We start from the raw sequence: 15,356 nt of genomic DNA, 5'->3' as shown, positions 1-15,356 counted from the left end.
CGCCGGATCGAATCGGAGATGAGAACATGAAATCTCGCCTTTTGACGACCGTGGCAGTGATCGGCGCGGTGTCATCCCTCTGCAATTTCGCCAAGGCGGCGGACATCATCGAGGAGCCCTACTTCCCGCCGCCCGCGCCGGTCATCGTGGAAGAAGTGGCCACCGGCGGTTGGTATCTGCGCGGCGACGTCGGCTATGTCTTCGAGTCGGAGACCGACGGCTACTACAACGGCTGGAACATCGATCCGGGCGTGCAGTTCGTGGACGACGTCTTCCACTACGATTCGATCACCACCAAGGGTGCGGCGAGCTTCGGCGCGGGCGTCGGCTACCGCTTCACCGACCATCTGCGTCTCGATGCGACGCTGGATTACTTCAAGTCCGACGTCGAAGGCAGCAGCAACTGCAACACGCAGGTGCAGCAGAGCTACAACATCCTCGCCAATGCCGGCTGCCAATACGACGACACCAGCAAGGTCGCGATCTGGACGGCCCTCGCCAACGCCTATGTCGATCTCGGGACCTATGGCGGCATCACGCCCTATGTCGGCGCGGGCCTGGGCTTTGCCCATGTGAAATACGACGACATGCGCAACGAGATCGTCTGCGGCTCGCACCCGAACTGCCCGGCGACCAACTATGTCGGCTTCCATGCCGGTGAATCGAGCTGGCGCTTCGCCTCCTCGCTCAGCGCCGGTGCCAGCGTCGACATCACGCACAATCTGAAGTTCGATGCCGGCTATCGCTACACCCGGATCGCCAGCGGTGACGCCTTCGGTTACGACGAACTCGACCGCAACGCCGGCGCCACCGGCGTCCAGGGCAGCGACAACGGCTTCAACATCCACGCCGTGCGCGCGGGCCTGCGCTACGAGTTCGGCGGTAGCGGCGGCGGTTTCGGCAAGGGCAAGGGCAAGGCCGTCGAGCCGATCTATGCCTCGACCCCGCTCTATGAAGAGCCGGCTCCGCTCTACGAAGAGCCCGTCTACAAGTAAGCCGACGCAAGACGGCTGACATGCAGGGTCGCTGCCTTCGGGCAGCGGCCTTTTGCGTGTCAGGGCTTCAGTCGTGCGGGCGGCGGGCCGCAATCGGTAAAGATTTACGGTTAAGAAACACGGTTAATCGGGCGTTAAGCTTTCTGCCGCAGGATCGGTCCAGACGAGGGGTGCGTTGCCGCGCTTCTCGCGAGCGAAGATTGCAACGGGAAGCGGCTCCATGACTCTTGCAAGACAACTGATGGCCAGCGCAGCGCTCATCGCCCTCACCATGCCCGCCGCGCGCGCCGCCGACCTTCCGCCGATCTACGAGACGCCGATCTACCAGGATGTGCCGGAGGTGCAGCCCGTCGAGATCGGCAGCGGCTGGTATCTGCGCGGCGACGTCTCTTACGGGTTCAGCGGCGATCTCGACGCCAAATACCAGGAATATCGGCCGGACTTCGCGACCTATCCCGGCGACTTCTTCAGCGGATACAACGCCTACCAGTACGACACATTTTCCGCCCCGCATGAGGGCTTCACGCTTGAGGACAGCTTCGAGTTTGGTGTCGGGTTTGGCTATCAGTTCACCGACTTCTTTCGCGGCGATCTGACCGCACGCTACTACAAGCTCGACGTCGAGGGCAGCGACAAGACCGAGTCGTGCTACGACGCTTCTGCGGCTCAGGGCTTCGACACGAGCCTTCTGGAATGCGATTCCTCGCTTTCGGCCGAAGGCAACGCGCTCGAGCTGATGGCCAACGCCTATGTCGATCTCGGCACCATTGCCGGCTTCACGCCCTACGCCGGCGCCGGCGCCGGCGCCGTGCGAGTGACGTATGAAGACGTCTCAGGCCGGTCGCGTTGCGCTTACGCCGGCGCGGTCTGCGCGCCCGCGTATTACGACTTCGATGCCAGCTACAAGGGCGAGGATAGCTGGCGCTTCGCCTACTCCTTGATGGCGGGCGTTTCCTACGACGTCAGCCGCAACCTGAAGATCGATGTCGGCTACCGCTTCACCGATGTCGACGGCGGCAAGATGTTCAGCTTCGACGGGGCAGGAGCGAATGGCGCAACGGCCGAAGACGACGGCTTCCAGCGCCACTCCATCTCGGCCGGTCTGCGCTACGCGCTCTGGTAGGCGCGCGCGCATCCATAAATCTTCGTATCGGACGGCGGCGGGGCGAGAGCTCCGCCGCCGTTTTTCCAATGCGGTTTCTGGCATGGCCTCGTGCTGTCGCGAAATTGTGGCTTGACCGCCTCGGGCCCGAAGAGTAGCGCCATTCGCGGGACACGCCTCCCCAACGAGGCGCTTCTATCTGAAAGGATAGCTCAGATGGCACATACCGCGAAGCCGGACCTGCGTCCGGCCAATCCCCGCTTTTCCTCCGGACCCTGCGCGAAACGACCCGGCTGGTCGCTCGAGGCACTGCACGACGCTGCGCTCGGGCGCTCGCATCGGGCCAAGGTCGGAAAATCCAAGCTTCAGCAGGCGATCGACGAGACCCGCGAGATCCTCGGCGTGCCCGACGATTATCGCATCGGCATCGTGCCGGCGTCGGACACCGGCGCCGTCGAGATGGCGATGTGGTCGCTGCTCGGCGCGCGCGGCGTCGACATGCTGGCCTGGGAATCCTTCGGCGCCGGCTGGGTGACCGATACGGTCAAGCAGCTCAGGCTGGACGACGCCCGGGTCTTCGAAGCGCCCTATGGCGAGATCGTCGACCTGGCGCAGGTGGATTTCGACCGCGACGTGGTCTTCACCTGGAACGGCACGACCTCCGGCGTGCGCATGCCGGACGGCGACGCGATCCCGGCCGACCGCAAGGGCCTGACGATCTGCGACGCGACCTCGGCCGCCTTCGCCCAGGACCTGCCCTTCGACAAGCTCGATGTGGTGACCTTCTCCTGGCAGAAGGTGCTGGGCGGCGAGGCCGCGCACGGCATGCTGATCCTCAGCCCACGCGCAGTCGAGCGGCTGGAGAGCCACAAGCCGGCCTGGCCGCTGCCGAAGATCTTCCGCATGACCAAGGGCGGCAAGCTGATCGAGGGCATCTTCAAGGGCGAGACCATCAACACGCCGTCGATGCTGTGCGTCGAGGACTATCTCGATGCGCTGGGCTGGGCGAAGTCGATCGGCGGCCTGCCGGCGCTGAAGGCCCGCGCCGACGCCAATCTGGCGGTCATCGAGACCTTCGTCGACACGCATCCCTTCCTGGCGTTCCTGGCCGCCGACAAGGCGGCCCGCTCCAACACCTCGGTCTGCCTGACCTTCGCCGATCCGACCGTGGCAAACCTGCCGGAGGACGCGCAGGCCGCGTTTTCGAAGGCGGTCGTGTCGATGCTGGAGAAGGAGGGCGTCGCCCTCGACATCGGCGCCTATCGCGATGCGCCGGCGGGCCTGCGCATCTGGTGCGGCGCGACGGTGGAGACATCGGACGTCATCGCCCTGATGCCCTGGATCGAATGGGCCTTCGAGGCCCAGAAGGCCGATCTGGCCAAGGCGGCCTAGCCTTTCGCAAGGCGGCGCGGACGCGGGACGCGCGCCAATCCTCTCTTGTTCGCAAGAGGATGGACGGCGCGCCGTGCCGGACGGGTGAGGGGCCAAAGCGCGCCTCACCCTCCAGTCTCCCGGCCCGCGCCCCGCGAAGCCTTCATCCGGCCCTTCGGGCCATCGTCTCCCGCACGCGGGGGACGAACAGGTCGCGGCCGTTGCGAACGCGATCGCCGCATTCTCCATCCCGTTTCAGGCGCGCCCGGACGCTCTCGTCCCGCCGCCAGGCCACAAGGACACCTACCCATGGCACCTCGCGTTCTCGTTTCCGACAAGCTCTCCAAGACCGCCGTCCAGATCTTCACCGACCGCGGCGTCGAGGTCGACTACATGCCCGATCTCGGCAAGGACAAGGACAAGCTGCTGGAGATCATCGGCCAGTATGACGGCCTCGCCATCCGCTCGGCCACCAAGGCGACCGAGAAGCTGATCCAGGCGGCGACCAATCTGAAGGTCATCGGCCGGGCCGGCATCGGCGTCGACAATGTCGACATCCCGGCGGCCAGCCGGAAGGGCATCATCGTGATGAACACGCCCTTCGGCAATTCCATCACCACCGCGGAGCATGCCATCGCCATGATGTTCGCGGTGGCGCGGCAGCTTCCGGCGGCCGACGCCTCGACCCAGGCCGGCAAGTGGGAGAAGAACCGCTTCATGGGCGTCGAGATCACCGGCAAGACGCTGGGCGTGATCGGCTGCGGCAATATCGGCTCGATCGTCGCGACCCGCGGCGTCGGCCTCAAGATGCGGGTCGTCGCCTTCGATCCGTTCCTGTCCGGCGAGCGGGCGGCCCAGCTCGGCATCGAGAAGGTCGAGCTCGACGAACTCTTTAAGCGCGCCGACTTCATCAGCCTGCACACGCCGATGACCGACAAGACCAAGGGCATCATCAACAAGGATGCCATCGCCAAGATGAAGGACGGCGTGCGCATCATCAACTGCGCCCGCGGCGGCCTCGTCGTCGAGGCCGACCTTGCCGAGGCGATCAAGTCGGGGAAGGTCGCCGGCGCCGGCGTCGACGTGTTCGAGACCGAGCCGGCGACGGATTCGGTGCTGTTCGGCCTGGAGAACGTCGTGTGCACCCCGCATCTGGGCGCCTCGACCTCGGAAGCGCAGGAAAACGTGGCCGTGCAGGTCGCCGAGCAGATGTCGGACTATCTGGTCCGCGGCGCGGTCTCCAACGCCATCAACATGCCGTCGATCACCGCCGAGGAGGCGCCGATCCTGACGCCTTTCGTCAAGCTGGCCGAAATTCTGGGTGGCTTTGCCGGGCAGGTGACGGAGGAGCCGATCACCTCGGTCGAGATCCTGTATGACGGCACAGTCGCGGGCATGAACACCCATGCGCTGACCAGCGCGGCGCTGTCGGGCCTGATCAAGAGCCAGGTGTCGGACGTCAACATGGTCTCGGCCCCGATCATGGTGAAGGAGCGCGGCATCCACGTGACGGAATCGCGCCGCGATCAGTCGGGGGTGTTCGAGAGCTACATCAAGCTGACCGTCACGACGGAGAAGATGACCCGTTCGGTCGCCGGCACGGTCTTCTCGGACGGCAAGCCGCGCTTCATCCAGATCAAGGGCATCAACCTGGACGCCGAAGTCGGGCAGCACATGGTCTACACCACCAACAACGACGCGCCGGGCATCATCGGCCTGCTGGGCACCACCTTCGGCGCGGCGGGGGTCAACATCGCCAACTTCCAGCTCGGCCGGAACCGTCCGGGCGGCGACGCGATCGCGCTTCTGTACCTGGACTCGCCGATCCCGGAGGATCTCCTGCAGACGGTGCTCTCCCACAAGGCGATCATCAGCGCCAAGCCGCTGCGCTTCGACGTGGCCGAAGCCGCCGCCTGAGCGGCGGATCAGCGCCGCAAAGGTCCCGCTGATCGACATGCCGTGCGTCCGTTCGGATGCACGGCATTTCTAGCGGGGCGACGATTCCGCGGGCGCGGCCTTCGCGAGGCGCGCCGCGCCGCGTTCGGCCAGGGTGATGCCACCCAGGACGAAGATCAGGGCGGCGACATGATAGGCGTGGAGCTCCTCGCCGATGATCAGCACGGCCAGGATGGCGCCGAAGATCGGGACGAGATTGACGAAGAGATTGGCCCGGTTGGGGCCGATCAGCTCGATACCCCGGATGTAGAGAACCTGCGCCAGCAGCGACGGGAAGACGGCCGTGTAGAGGGCCGCGGTCATGCCGCGCAGATCCGGCAATCGGGTGTGGCCCATCGCCCATTCGATGCCGGCCAGCGGTACCGAGGCGATGAGGGCGGAGACGGCGAGGACGAAGATCGTCGAACGCCAGTGCAGCTTCGGCTTGAAGCGCAGCGCCACGGTGTAGCCGCCGTAGATCAGCACCGCGAGCATCATCAGTGCGTCGCCACGATTGAGATCGAGGGCGAGCAGCGCCGACAGGTCGCCGTGGGAGGCCGTCAGGGCGACGCCGACCAGGGTGAGGCTGAAGCCGATGATCTGGAACAGCGACACGCCGGTGCGGAACAGGATGAAGTTCGCGACGAAGACGACCAACGGCATGGCCGACTGCTCGATGGTGACGTTGATGGCGCTGGTATAGTTCACCGCCAGATAGAAGATGGCATTGAAGCAGGTGAAGCCGATCGCGCCGAGGCAGAACAGGAAGGGCAGGTTGCGCACGATCTCCGGCCATTCGCGGCGCACGTCGCCCAAGGCGAAGGGCGCCACGAACAGGCAGGCGAGCGACCAGCGGATCAGGGTGAGCAGCATGGGCGAGACATGGCCGACCGCCAGCTTGCCGGCGATGGCGTTGCCGGCCCAGAACAGGGCCACCGTTCCCAGCACGAGATAGGCGTTGCGCAGATAGGACGTCATGCCCCCGCGTTTACGCCCCGGACGGCGACGCGCCTAGAGGGACGGGATGAAAATAAGGTTTGCTGACGAGCTTCGGGCAGGCATTCCAGGGCCCGCGCGGCTTGCATGTCGCACCAAATTGTCGGAAGTCCGCCCCGCGGACCGCCTCGCTTCGCGCCGGGCGCTTGACTATAGTCCGCGCGCCTTCGGCAGCAGGCGCCGGACGAACGAACATACGCAAGAAGGACACATCATGGCCAATGTCGTCGTCGTCGGTTCCCAGTGGGGTGACGAGGGGAAAGGCAAGATCGTCGACTGGCTGTCGGAGCGCGCCGATGTGGTCGTGCGCTTCCAGGGCGGGCACAATGCTGGCCATACGCTGGTCGTCGACGGGGTCTCCTACAAGCTGTCGCTGCTGCCATCGGGCGTCGTGCGCCAGGGCAAGCTGTCGGTGATCGGCAATGGCGTGGTGTTCGATCCGCATGCCTTCGTCGCCGAGAAGACGCGCCTGCAGGAACAGGGCGTGACCGTCAGCCCGCAATCGCTGCGGATCGCCGACAATGCCGCGCTGATCCTGTCGCTGCACCGCGAGCTGGACGCCACCCGCGAGAACGCCAGCAGCGCCGGCACCAAGATCGGCACGACCGGCCGCGGCATCGGCCCGGCCTATGAGGACAAGGTCGGCCGCCGCGCCATCCGGGTGATGGATCTCGCCCATCCCGAGAGCCTGCCGGGCCGGATCGAGCGGCTGCTGGCGCATCACAACGCCCTGCGCCGCGGCCTCGGCCAGAGCGAGATCGACCCGGCGGCGATCCTGTCCGAGCTGACCTCGGTCGCCGACGAGATCACCCCCTATATCGACCGCGTCTGGCGCCTCCTCGACGAACGGCGCAAGGCCGGCGACCGGATCCTGTTCGAGGGCGCGCAGGGCACGCTGCTGGACATCGACCACGGCACCTATCCCTTCGTGACCTCGTCCAACACGGTGGCCGGCCAGGCCGCGGCCGGCTCGGGCCTCGGCCCGTCGAGCCTCGGCTTCGTGCTGGGCATCACCAAGGCCTACACGACGCGGGTGGGCGAGGGGCCGTTCCCCAGCGAGCAGGACAACGAGATCGGCCAGTTCCTCGGCGAGAAGGGCCGCGAATTCGGCACCGTGACCGGGCGCAAGCGCCGTTGCGGCTGGTTCGACGCCGTGCTGGTGCGCCAGGCCGTCGCGCTGAACGGCATCCATGGCCTCGCCCTGACCAAGCTCGACGTGCTCGATGGACTCGACGAGATCAAGATCGTCGTCGCCTACAAGCTGGACGGCAAGACGATAGACTACCTGCCGGCAAGTCTTGCCGAGCAACAACGCGTCGAGCCGATCTTCGAGACTTTGGAAGGCTGGCGCGACACCACCGCCGGCGCGCGGCGCTGGACCGATCTTCCTGCGCAGGCGATCAAATATGTCAGGCACATAGAGGAGCTGGTGGAGGCGCCCGTCACGCTTCTGTCAACCTCGCCGGAGCGAGACGATACAATACTTGTTCGCGATCCGTTTCAGGACTAGAGTCCCGACGCCGGCGCACCAGAAATCAAGACGAGTGAGTGACTGCGATCCATGGCGGATTTGAGCGGCGTACTTCGCAAGACCATCGATGGCCTGCCACGCGCAACGCCGCAGATGCGAGCGAAGGTCTACGAGAAAGCCCGCGCGGCGATCCAGCGGCAGATCCAGGCGGCCAATCCTCCTCTCGCCGAGGAGGTGGTCGCTGCACGCCAGTCGGCGCTCGAGGACGCGATCTCGCGCACCGAGCAGCACTATCTCGCCCAGGAAGGCGATGCGGACGGCAATGACATGGCTGCGGTCGACGCGCCAGTCACGCCGTCGGCGCCTGTCGTGCCGTCGCAGGACATCGAGCCGGAGCCGCGCGCGACGCAGCCGCACGGACAGGCCCCGGCGGTGCCGCCGGCCGAGCGTCCGCATGCGCCGCAATCGCGCGACAGCCGGGTCGAGCCATCGCTCGACGGCAGCCGCAGCGATGGCGACACGCATTCGGCCTGGGAGCAGGAGGCGCCCGCCCCCCCGGCGCCGCCCGCCCGCAAGCCGCAAGGTCCGGAGGCCGGCGCTGCCGTGCGGCCGGGACTGGCCAAGGATGCCGGTCCCAGTGAGCCGCCGCCCTATTTCCCGGTCTCGGCCGAAGAGCCGGAAAACAGCGCCCGCCCGGCCGCCGTTGGTGCGCCGTTCATCGTGCCGTCGGGAAGCGCCGGCCGCGGGACCCCGAACGTGGCCGGCGCCGACGACGATGTCGACGACGAGGACCGGCTGCCGGCCGGCATCCGCTCCGACGACGACCTGATTCCCGAGCCCGACCTGACGGGCCCCCGCTACACGTCGCGCCAGCGCCGGAAGGCTGGCGGTTCGGCCGGCCGCGGCGTGACGGGCGCCGTCGTCGCCGTGCTGGTCCTGGGCGGGCTGGGCACCGCCGGCTGGATGTATCGCGAGGAAATCCAGGCGATGCTGGTCGACCCGGCGGGGATCGACACGATCGCCACCAACGAGGGCGAGACGGCGCCGACACCGGCACCGGCCGCCGAGACCGCCCCCGAGGTCGCTGCCGTGGACGAGGGCGCCGAGACGCCGTCTCCGGCCGAGAGCCCGACGCCGCCGGGCGTCGCCACGCCCGAGACCGCCTCGACCCGCCAGTTCACCCAGCGGCTGCTGCCGGACGGCACGGAAGTCGACGAGGGCCCGGCCGAGGTTGCGCCCAACGCCTTCGACGAGGGCACGAACATCGCCGCCGCCTCGCCGGTCGAGACGCCGGACTTGACGACCAATCCGACGATCACCAGCGAGATCGGCGAGAACCCGGAAGTCGTCGGCGCGCCGGCAGAGGGCGAGACGCCCCCGGCAGGGGTCGTGCAGCCCGAAGAGGCGGCGCCAACCAATGAGGCCGCCGCAGGCGAGACGGAGGGCGCCGCGGTCGATCCGGCCGAGACCGGCGTCGAGGTCGCCCAGGACGCGGTCTTCTACCAGGAGCGGACCGAGACGGTCCCGGGCACGCAGGAGAGCGGCGACGTCGTCTGGTCGGTGGTCAACGAATCGCCGGCCGAGGGCCAGCCGCCCGAGCCGGCAATCCGGGCGGAAGCCCAGATTCCGGACGAGAATCTGAAGATGACCATGACCATCCGGCGCAATGCGGACCCGACGCTGCCGGCCAGCCACGTCATCGAGCTCCTGTTCACGACGCCGGAGAATTTCAGCGGCGGCAGTGTCGCCAATGTCCAGCGGCTGGCCCTGAAGCCCTCCGAGCAGGCCCGCGGCGAGCCGCTGATCGGCGTGGCGGGCAAGATCTCCGACGGCTTCTTCATCATCGCGCTGAACAATCTCGACCAGGCGATGCAGAACAACATGGCGCTGCTGCAGAACGAACAGTGGATCGACATTCCGATCGCCTACGCCTCAGGCCGCCGCGCGCTGATGTCGATCGAGAAGGGCGTGCCGGGCGACCGGGTGTTCAAGGAAGCGATCGAGGCGTGGAAGGCCAAGACCTGATCGGCAATGCAGGCCGGTCCGCGCGCCTGACTGTCCGGCGGGGACGGGGAGCGCTGGCGACCGCCTGACAAGAGAACTACCTCGAAACGAAAAAGGGCCGGCCCGCGGATTGCGGACCGGCCCTTCGTCATTTCGGATGGGACCGATCAGGCGGCCGGCTGCTCGACCGTGCGCAGGGCGCGGTTGGTCGCGTCGGCGGATTCGCGCACCGCCTTCTGGACCTTCTCGAAGGCCCGCACCTCGATCTGGCGCACGCGCTCGCGGCTGATCTCGAACTCGCCGGACAGGGTTTCCAGCGTCAGCGGATCCTCGGCGAGGCGCCGGGCCTCGAAGATCCGGCGCTCGCGGTCGTTGAGCACGGCCATGGCCTGCTGCAGCATGCCGCGCCGCTGGTCGAGCTCGTCATTGCGGGCCAGCAGATCTTCCTGCGTCTCGCTGTCGTCGACGAGCCAGTCCTGCCACTCGCCCGATTCGCCCTCGGTGGCGCGCAGGGGCGCGTTCAGCGAGGCGTCGCCGGACAGGCGCCGGTTCATGGACACGACCTCCTCGTCCGACACGCCCAGATGCGTGGCGATCTGCGAGACCTGATCGGGACGCAGATCACCCTCGTCCAGCGCCTGGATGCGGCTCTTCATCTTGCGAAGGTTGAAGAACAGCCGCTTCTGGTTGGCCGTGGTGCCCATCTTCACGAGGCTCCACGAGCGCAGGATATATTCCTGGATCGAGGCCTTGATCCACCACATGGCGTAGGTCGCCAGGCGGAAGCCGCGCTCGGGGTCGAAACGCTTGACCGCCTGCATCAGGCCGACATTGCCTTCTGACACGACTTCGCCGATCGGCAGGCCATAGCCGCGATAGCCCATGGCGATCTTGGCGACGAGCCGCAGATGGCTGGTGACGAGCCGGTGGGCGGCGTCGCGGTCGTCATGCTCCGCGTAGCGCTTGGCCAGCATGTATTCTTCCTGCGGCTCCAGCATGGGGAACCGCCGAATCTCTTCCAGATAGCGGCTAAGACCGCCTTCGCCCGAGGAAATGCTCGGTAAATTGGCTTGGGCCATAGATTGCGCCCTCCATCGTTGCAGACGACCGCTTCTCGTGGAAGCCGGTCGGTATGCGGGCCGCCTGTGCCTGCCCGCACCATCGGAATATGGGGATACCCTGAGCCGAATGCACGGCAAAATCATGGGCAGCGGCCGCTGAACAATGTGTTCGCGATCGCTGGCCCATGGCCTCGGCTGCCGGTGTTACCCCAGTGAAATCCCGAAAGCGGCGCACAGTTCCACCATGTCGGCGGGCAAATCCGCCTGGAACGCCAGATCCTTGCCGGTGACGGGGTGGACGAAGCCCAGCCGGAATGCGTGGAGGGCCTGTCGGTCGAAGCGCTCGACGACCTGCCGTGCCTCGTCCTCCAGCCGCCGCGACTTGCTGCGGAAGCCGGCGCCATAGACATCGTCGCCGACGAGGGGATGGCCGATATGGGCCATATGGACGCGGATCTGATGGGTGCGGCCGGTCTCCAGCACGCATTCGACCAGCGATGCGATGCCGTCTTCCAGCGGCGAGGCCTTGATCAGGGCGTAGCGGGTCACGGCGTGGCGGGCATCGGCACGGTCGGCTGGCACCACGGCGCGCTTGACGCGGTCGGTGGTGGAGCGGCCGAGGGCCGCGTCGATCGTGCCGCGCGGGCGCAAGAGCGTGTCCCAGACCAGCGCCAGATAGGCCCGCGACAGGCGCCCGTCGCGGCCATGGGCGGCGAACTGGTCGGCCAGGCCCTGATGCGCGGCGTCGGACTTGGCCACGACGAGCAGGCCGCTGGTATCCTTGTCGAGGCGGTGGACGATGCCCGGCCGCTTGACGCCGCCGACGCCGGAGAGGCTGTCGCCGCAATGGTGGATCAGCGCGTTGACCAGCGTGCCGGTCCAGTTGCCGGGGCCGGGATGGACGACGAGGCCGGCCGGCTTGTCGATGACGACGAGATGCTCGTCCTCGAAGACGATGGTCAGGGGGATCGCCTCGGGCAGGGGGTCGGGATCGGCGGGAGGCGGGATGTCCACGGCGACGATCTCGCCCGCCACCAGCTTGCGCTTGCCGATGGTGGCGGCGACACCGTCGATCGTGACCTGGCCTTCCAGAATCAGCGCCTGGGCGCGGCTGCGCGACAGCGCGCCGTCGCTGGCGGCGGCCACGAAGGCATCGAGGCGGGTTCCGGCCCGGTCGGCCTCGACCAGAAAGCGGCTTGTGCCGGCCGCTTCCGGCCCTGTAGGAGCGGAGGTGACCATCAGAGTGCGGCGCCCCCGTGGGCGGCGGGCCTCTGGATCCTTCGAACCACGGCGCCGTGTACCGTCATCTCATGCATCCTTCGGGGCGATGCGGCCGCCAGACCTGCCGGACGTTTCATGACCATCGACGACCAAGACGAGATCGAACAGCCGCTCGATCCGGCGACCGAACGGCTCCGGCGCAAGATGGTGCGTCTGCTGGTGGTCTCGATCGGGATCATGACGATCGGGCTTATGGCGGTGCTGGCCGCGGTTGTCTACCGCGCCGCCGGCACGGACGCGCCGCTTGCCGGAATCGAGGCGACGATCGCCCTGCCGGCGGGCAGCGAAGTGCTGGAAAGCTCCCTCGACGGCGAACAGGCGCTGCTGCGCGTGCGCACCGGATCGCAAGTGTCGCTGTACCTGATTTCGCTCGCCGACGGCAGCGTCACGGCCCGTTACGCGCTGCCGCAATAGTCCGCAGAAATTGCCCGGCGCCCCCCTTGCGTCGGGCAAATCGGCCAGTTATATCCTCGGCCACCGGTAAGCGCCCATCGTCTAGCGGTTAGGACGGCGCCCTCTCACGGCGCAAACAGGGGTTCGATTCCCCTTGGGCGTACCATTTTGTCTCGCGACACATAGTTTGCGAATTTTCCCCAATTAATGCTTTTGCTCGTGTTTTACCGGGGGCCGGCGCTTCACCTGAGTTCCCGCGTTCCGAAGGGGGCTCGGTCGCTCCGCGCGGGCTACCGGTCCAATCATCGTGGTCGAAAACCCATTTTTTGCAGCTCTTCGGCTGTTCGGCGGCTTGCGTCGCGGCCAAGAGAAGACGTTCCGAATCGCTGTCTTGACCAAGATTTTCGTCCGCGATGCGTGCGAAGCCCGATCGTGTCATCATGACTTGCGTGATTCTCTCGTCTGACCAGCCGGGGCCATCCGCGGTTCCGACTTTCTCCGGGAGGCCGACCTGATGATGCCCGACGAGACGAGCGAGATCGTCTTCATGGCCGACAATCCGGTGAGATGGCTGCTTCACTGCCACATGCTGGAGCACGCCGCGGCGGAATGATGACCTGGTTCGAAGTGACCTGAGGAGATGCCGATGAGGCTGTCGAAGACCACCATCTCGGTATCGGCCGGCGTGCTCGCGATCGGCGCGTTCCTTCTGTGGCGCGCCACGTCCACCGGACCAGCTCCCACCGAGCACATCGTCGCCGTGGACATGCCCAAGCTCTCCTTCCAGGCGGAACGGGGACAGGATCTGTTCGCTGCGAACTGCGCTGCCTGCCACGGCGACAACGCCGGGGGTGCCGAACAGGGGCCGCCGCTGATCCACCGGATCTACGAGCCGAACCACCACGGTGACCAGGCATTCCTGATCGCCGCGACACAAGGCGTGCGTGCCCATCACTGGCGTTTCGGAAACATGCCGCCGGTCGAGGGAGTCAGTCGGCGACAGGTTGCGGACATCGTCGCATATGTCCGCGAGGTCCAGAAGGCCAACGGTATCTTCTGAACCCGCCACGATCAGCGGCGCAGGTATTTCACCAGTGCCGCAATCACCAGGACAAGGATGACCAGGACGAGGATACCCCATAGTCCCATGCCGAGGGGCATCCAGCCCATGTAGCCGGAGTGTTGGTCCATCATCATTGCTCTCTCCTTTTGCAGGTCGGCTTGTCCGATACCCCACGGTATCAGCGCCGAACGAATGGCTGGGGGTCGGGGCGGAAGTCGCAGGCCGACACGATTCGGGCGCCGCGCTCCCGCTCCCCCAGAGCGTCGAAACGACGATCCTCAGCCGCCCCACACCATCATGCGCAGGGGCATCCAGAGACCCATGCCGATCATGACGAGGTTCTCGGTCAGCGAGACGAAGCCGAGCGGCACATTCGAGCCGCCACCGACGCAGGCGCATTTGAGCTCGCGCTTCTGAACGTAGACGGCATTGAAGACCGACACTGCGCCGATCGTCCCGATGATCAGCGCGATCGGCGCCGACAGCCAGGTGAGGGCGCCTGCGATCATCAGGAGCCCGGCCAGTGTCTCGCCGAACGGATAGATCTTGCCGTAGCGCACCCATCTCTTGGCGAGCAGGTCGTAGTTCAGGAACATGGTCGAGAAGCTCTCGATGTCCTGCAGCTTCTGGATGCCGAGCAGGCACATGGAGATGGCAAAGAACCATTCGATCGCCCGGAGGGTGAAGATCGTCTCATAGGCAGCGAAGGAGACGGCCAGCGCCATGAGGAAGGCGACCGAAAAGATGGCGATCACCGGCTGGTAGGTGGTCTCGTCGTCCGATTTGACGGCCTTGCCGAAATGTTCGCGCAGCTCCGTGTAGCCGCCGACGCGCTCGCCGGCGATGAAGGTCTGCGGCGTCGTCTCGACGCCATGCTCCTCCTTGAAGGCGTCGGTCTCCTTGCGGGACGTCAACCAATTGTCGTCGACCGCGAAGCCTTCGCGCTCGAGCAGGTCCTTCGACTTCAGCCCGTAGGGGCAGACGTGCTTTTCCATGACCATCCGGTAGAGGACGGCATGCTTCGTCGTGGCGTTGATCGGCGTCGTTACCATCGGGAGGCTTCCTTTTCAGCTTTCGGCGCGGTGAGTTCCGTATTGGCGGTATCAGCTGCAGCAGCATTTCGATGTTACCGCCTGCCGGTCGACCACTTCCGGCGCGCTCACTGCGACGCTGGCCTCGTAGCCAGCCGCCGCGACAGCCGCGACAAGATCGGCCGAGCAAGCTGACCCCACCACTTCTGCAATCCCTGGCCCCGCATCCGCCCTGGCGGCGGCTACACCGGCCACCTGCCCCAAGGCCTTCTCGATCGTCCGGGCGCAGCCGCCGCAGTGCATTCCCGGAATATTCAGGACTGTCTGCCCATGGGTCTCGATCGTGGTTTCCATCACGCGATTCCTTCGCTTTCGCTTCACTGGCGGAAAGGTGGGGATTCCAGCTACTGGAAGGTCAAGCATGCTCTGGCCGAACGCCAGGGCAATCGGGTGAGTTGGCGCGTGACATTTGGTGCAAGTACTGAATCTGTGGGTTCCCAATTGATTCGATTGGGAGATTGCGGGAATGGCTGTGTCCGGCGAGGCGGTACTGGAGAGTATTGTTTTTCTGGATCATTTTGCGGATTTGCCGGACCCGCGGCAACTCACCAAGGTGATCTATCCGCTGGACGAGATCCTGCTGCTGTCCTTGC

Annotated in this window: 15 protein-coding genes and 1 tRNA gene; 10 read left to right on the top strand and 6 right to left on the bottom strand. The window is 66.2% G+C overall.

All coding sequences use genetic code 11. The annotated features are described in order from the left end of the window. Positions 1–26 precede the first annotated feature (26 nt). The 4 genes from VQ042_RS07205 to serA all read left to right on the top strand — a co-directional run bounded on the left by VQ042_RS07205 (position 27) and on the right by serA (position 5,385). Positions 27–995, top strand: a complete 969-nt coding sequence (locus VQ042_RS07205; RefSeq protein ID WP_331817031.1) for an outer membrane protein — start codon at positions 27–29, stop codon at positions 993–995. 220 nt (positions 996–1,215) lie between these two features. After that, complete coding sequence (locus tag VQ042_RS07200) at positions 1,216–2,118, top strand: outer membrane protein (protein WP_331817029.1); 903 nt, start codon at positions 1,216–1,218, stop codon at positions 2,116–2,118. 195 nt (positions 2,119–2,313) lie between these two features. Then, positions 2,314–3,489 (top strand): phosphoserine transaminase, encoded by a 1,176-nt coding sequence (locus VQ042_RS07195; RefSeq protein WP_331817027.1) that lies wholly within the window; start codon positions 2,314–2,316, stop codon positions 3,487–3,489. A 288-nt stretch (positions 3,490–3,777) separates the two neighbouring features. Continuing rightward, a complete protein-coding gene (gene serA, locus VQ042_RS07190; RefSeq protein ID WP_331817025.1) occupies positions 3,778–5,385 on the top strand; it encodes a phosphoglycerate dehydrogenase in 1,608 nt (535 codons plus the stop codon). Between the two features lie 69 nt (positions 5,386–5,454). Here serA and VQ042_RS07185 read toward each other — a convergent pair whose 3' ends face one another. After that, complete coding sequence (locus VQ042_RS07185) at positions 5,455–6,381, bottom strand: DMT family transporter (protein ID WP_331817023.1); 927 nt, start codon at positions 6,379–6,381, stop codon at positions 5,455–5,457. A gap of 232 nt (positions 6,382–6,613) precedes the next feature. Between VQ042_RS07185 and VQ042_RS07180 the strand changes: the two genes are divergently transcribed. Both VQ042_RS07180 and VQ042_RS07175 read left to right on the top strand, forming a co-directional pair. Continuing rightward, positions 6,614–7,909 (top strand): adenylosuccinate synthase, encoded by a 1,296-nt coding sequence (locus tag VQ042_RS07180; protein ID WP_331817021.1) that lies wholly within the window; start codon positions 6,614–6,616, stop codon positions 7,907–7,909. A 51-nt stretch (positions 7,910–7,960) separates the two neighbouring features. After that, positions 7,961–9,895 carry a hypothetical protein gene (locus VQ042_RS07175; RefSeq protein ID WP_331817019.1) on the top strand — a complete coding sequence of 645 codons (1,935 nt, stop codon included), beginning with the start codon at positions 7,961–7,963 and terminating at the stop codon, positions 9,893–9,895. 146 nt (positions 9,896–10,041) lie between these two features. On the opposite strand, the gene rpoH is transcribed toward VQ042_RS07175, so the two are convergent. Then, positions 10,042–10,953 (bottom strand): RNA polymerase sigma factor RpoH, encoded by a 912-nt coding sequence (rpoH, locus tag VQ042_RS07170; protein ID WP_331817017.1) that lies wholly within the window; start codon positions 10,951–10,953, stop codon positions 10,042–10,044. Between the two features lie 186 nt (positions 10,954–11,139). Beyond that, positions 11,140–12,174, bottom strand: coding sequence for an RluA family pseudouridine synthase (locus VQ042_RS07165; RefSeq protein ID WP_331817015.1), 1,035 nt, complete (start codon positions 12,172–12,174; stop codon positions 11,140–11,142). 117 nt (positions 12,175–12,291) lie between these two features. Here VQ042_RS07165 and VQ042_RS25955 point away from each other — a divergent pair, with 117 nt between their 5' ends. The 4 genes from VQ042_RS25955 (at position 12,292) to VQ042_RS07145 (ending at position 13,669) form a co-directional block, all read left to right on the top strand. Beyond that, a complete protein-coding gene (locus tag VQ042_RS25955; protein WP_442880054.1) occupies positions 12,292–12,630 on the top strand; it encodes a hypothetical protein in 339 nt (112 codons plus the stop codon). 70 nt (positions 12,631–12,700) lie between these two features. After that, positions 12,701–12,775 (top strand) — tRNA-Glu (locus VQ042_RS07155). A gap of 348 nt (positions 12,776–13,123) precedes the next feature. After that, entirely contained in the window at positions 13,124–13,222 is a 99-nt protein-coding gene (locus VQ042_RS07150; RefSeq protein ID WP_331817013.1) for a multicopper oxidase domain-containing protein, read from the top strand. A gap of 33 nt (positions 13,223–13,255) precedes the next feature. Beyond that, positions 13,256–13,669 (top strand): cytochrome c, encoded by a 414-nt coding sequence (locus tag VQ042_RS07145; protein WP_331817011.1) that lies wholly within the window; start codon positions 13,256–13,258, stop codon positions 13,667–13,669. 11 nt (positions 13,670–13,680) lie between these two features. Here the strand turns inward: VQ042_RS07145 and VQ042_RS07140 are convergent, their stop codons facing one another. The 3 genes from VQ042_RS07140 to VQ042_RS07130 all read right to left on the bottom strand — a co-directional run bounded on the left by VQ042_RS07140 (position 13,681) and on the right by VQ042_RS07130 (position 15,057). Next, positions 13,681–13,806 (bottom strand): hypothetical protein, encoded by a 126-nt coding sequence (locus VQ042_RS07140; protein WP_331817009.1) that lies wholly within the window; start codon positions 13,804–13,806, stop codon positions 13,681–13,683. Positions 13,807–13,950: 144 nt separating this feature from the next. After that, positions 13,951–14,724 (bottom strand): glutaredoxin, encoded by a 774-nt coding sequence (locus VQ042_RS07135; protein WP_331817007.1) that lies wholly within the window; start codon positions 14,722–14,724, stop codon positions 13,951–13,953. A 51-nt stretch (positions 14,725–14,775) separates the two neighbouring features. After that, positions 14,776–15,057, bottom strand: coding sequence for a heavy-metal-associated domain-containing protein (locus VQ042_RS07130; RefSeq protein ID WP_331817005.1), 282 nt, complete (start codon positions 15,055–15,057; stop codon positions 14,776–14,778). Positions 15,058–15,356: the final 299 nt, after the last annotated feature.

It is taken from the genome of Aurantimonas sp. A2-1-M11, assembly GCF_036549475.1.
GTDB lineage: Bacteria > Pseudomonadota > Alphaproteobacteria > Rhizobiales > Rhizobiaceae > Aurantimonas.
This window is presented reverse-complemented; position numbering and strand designations above follow the sequence as displayed.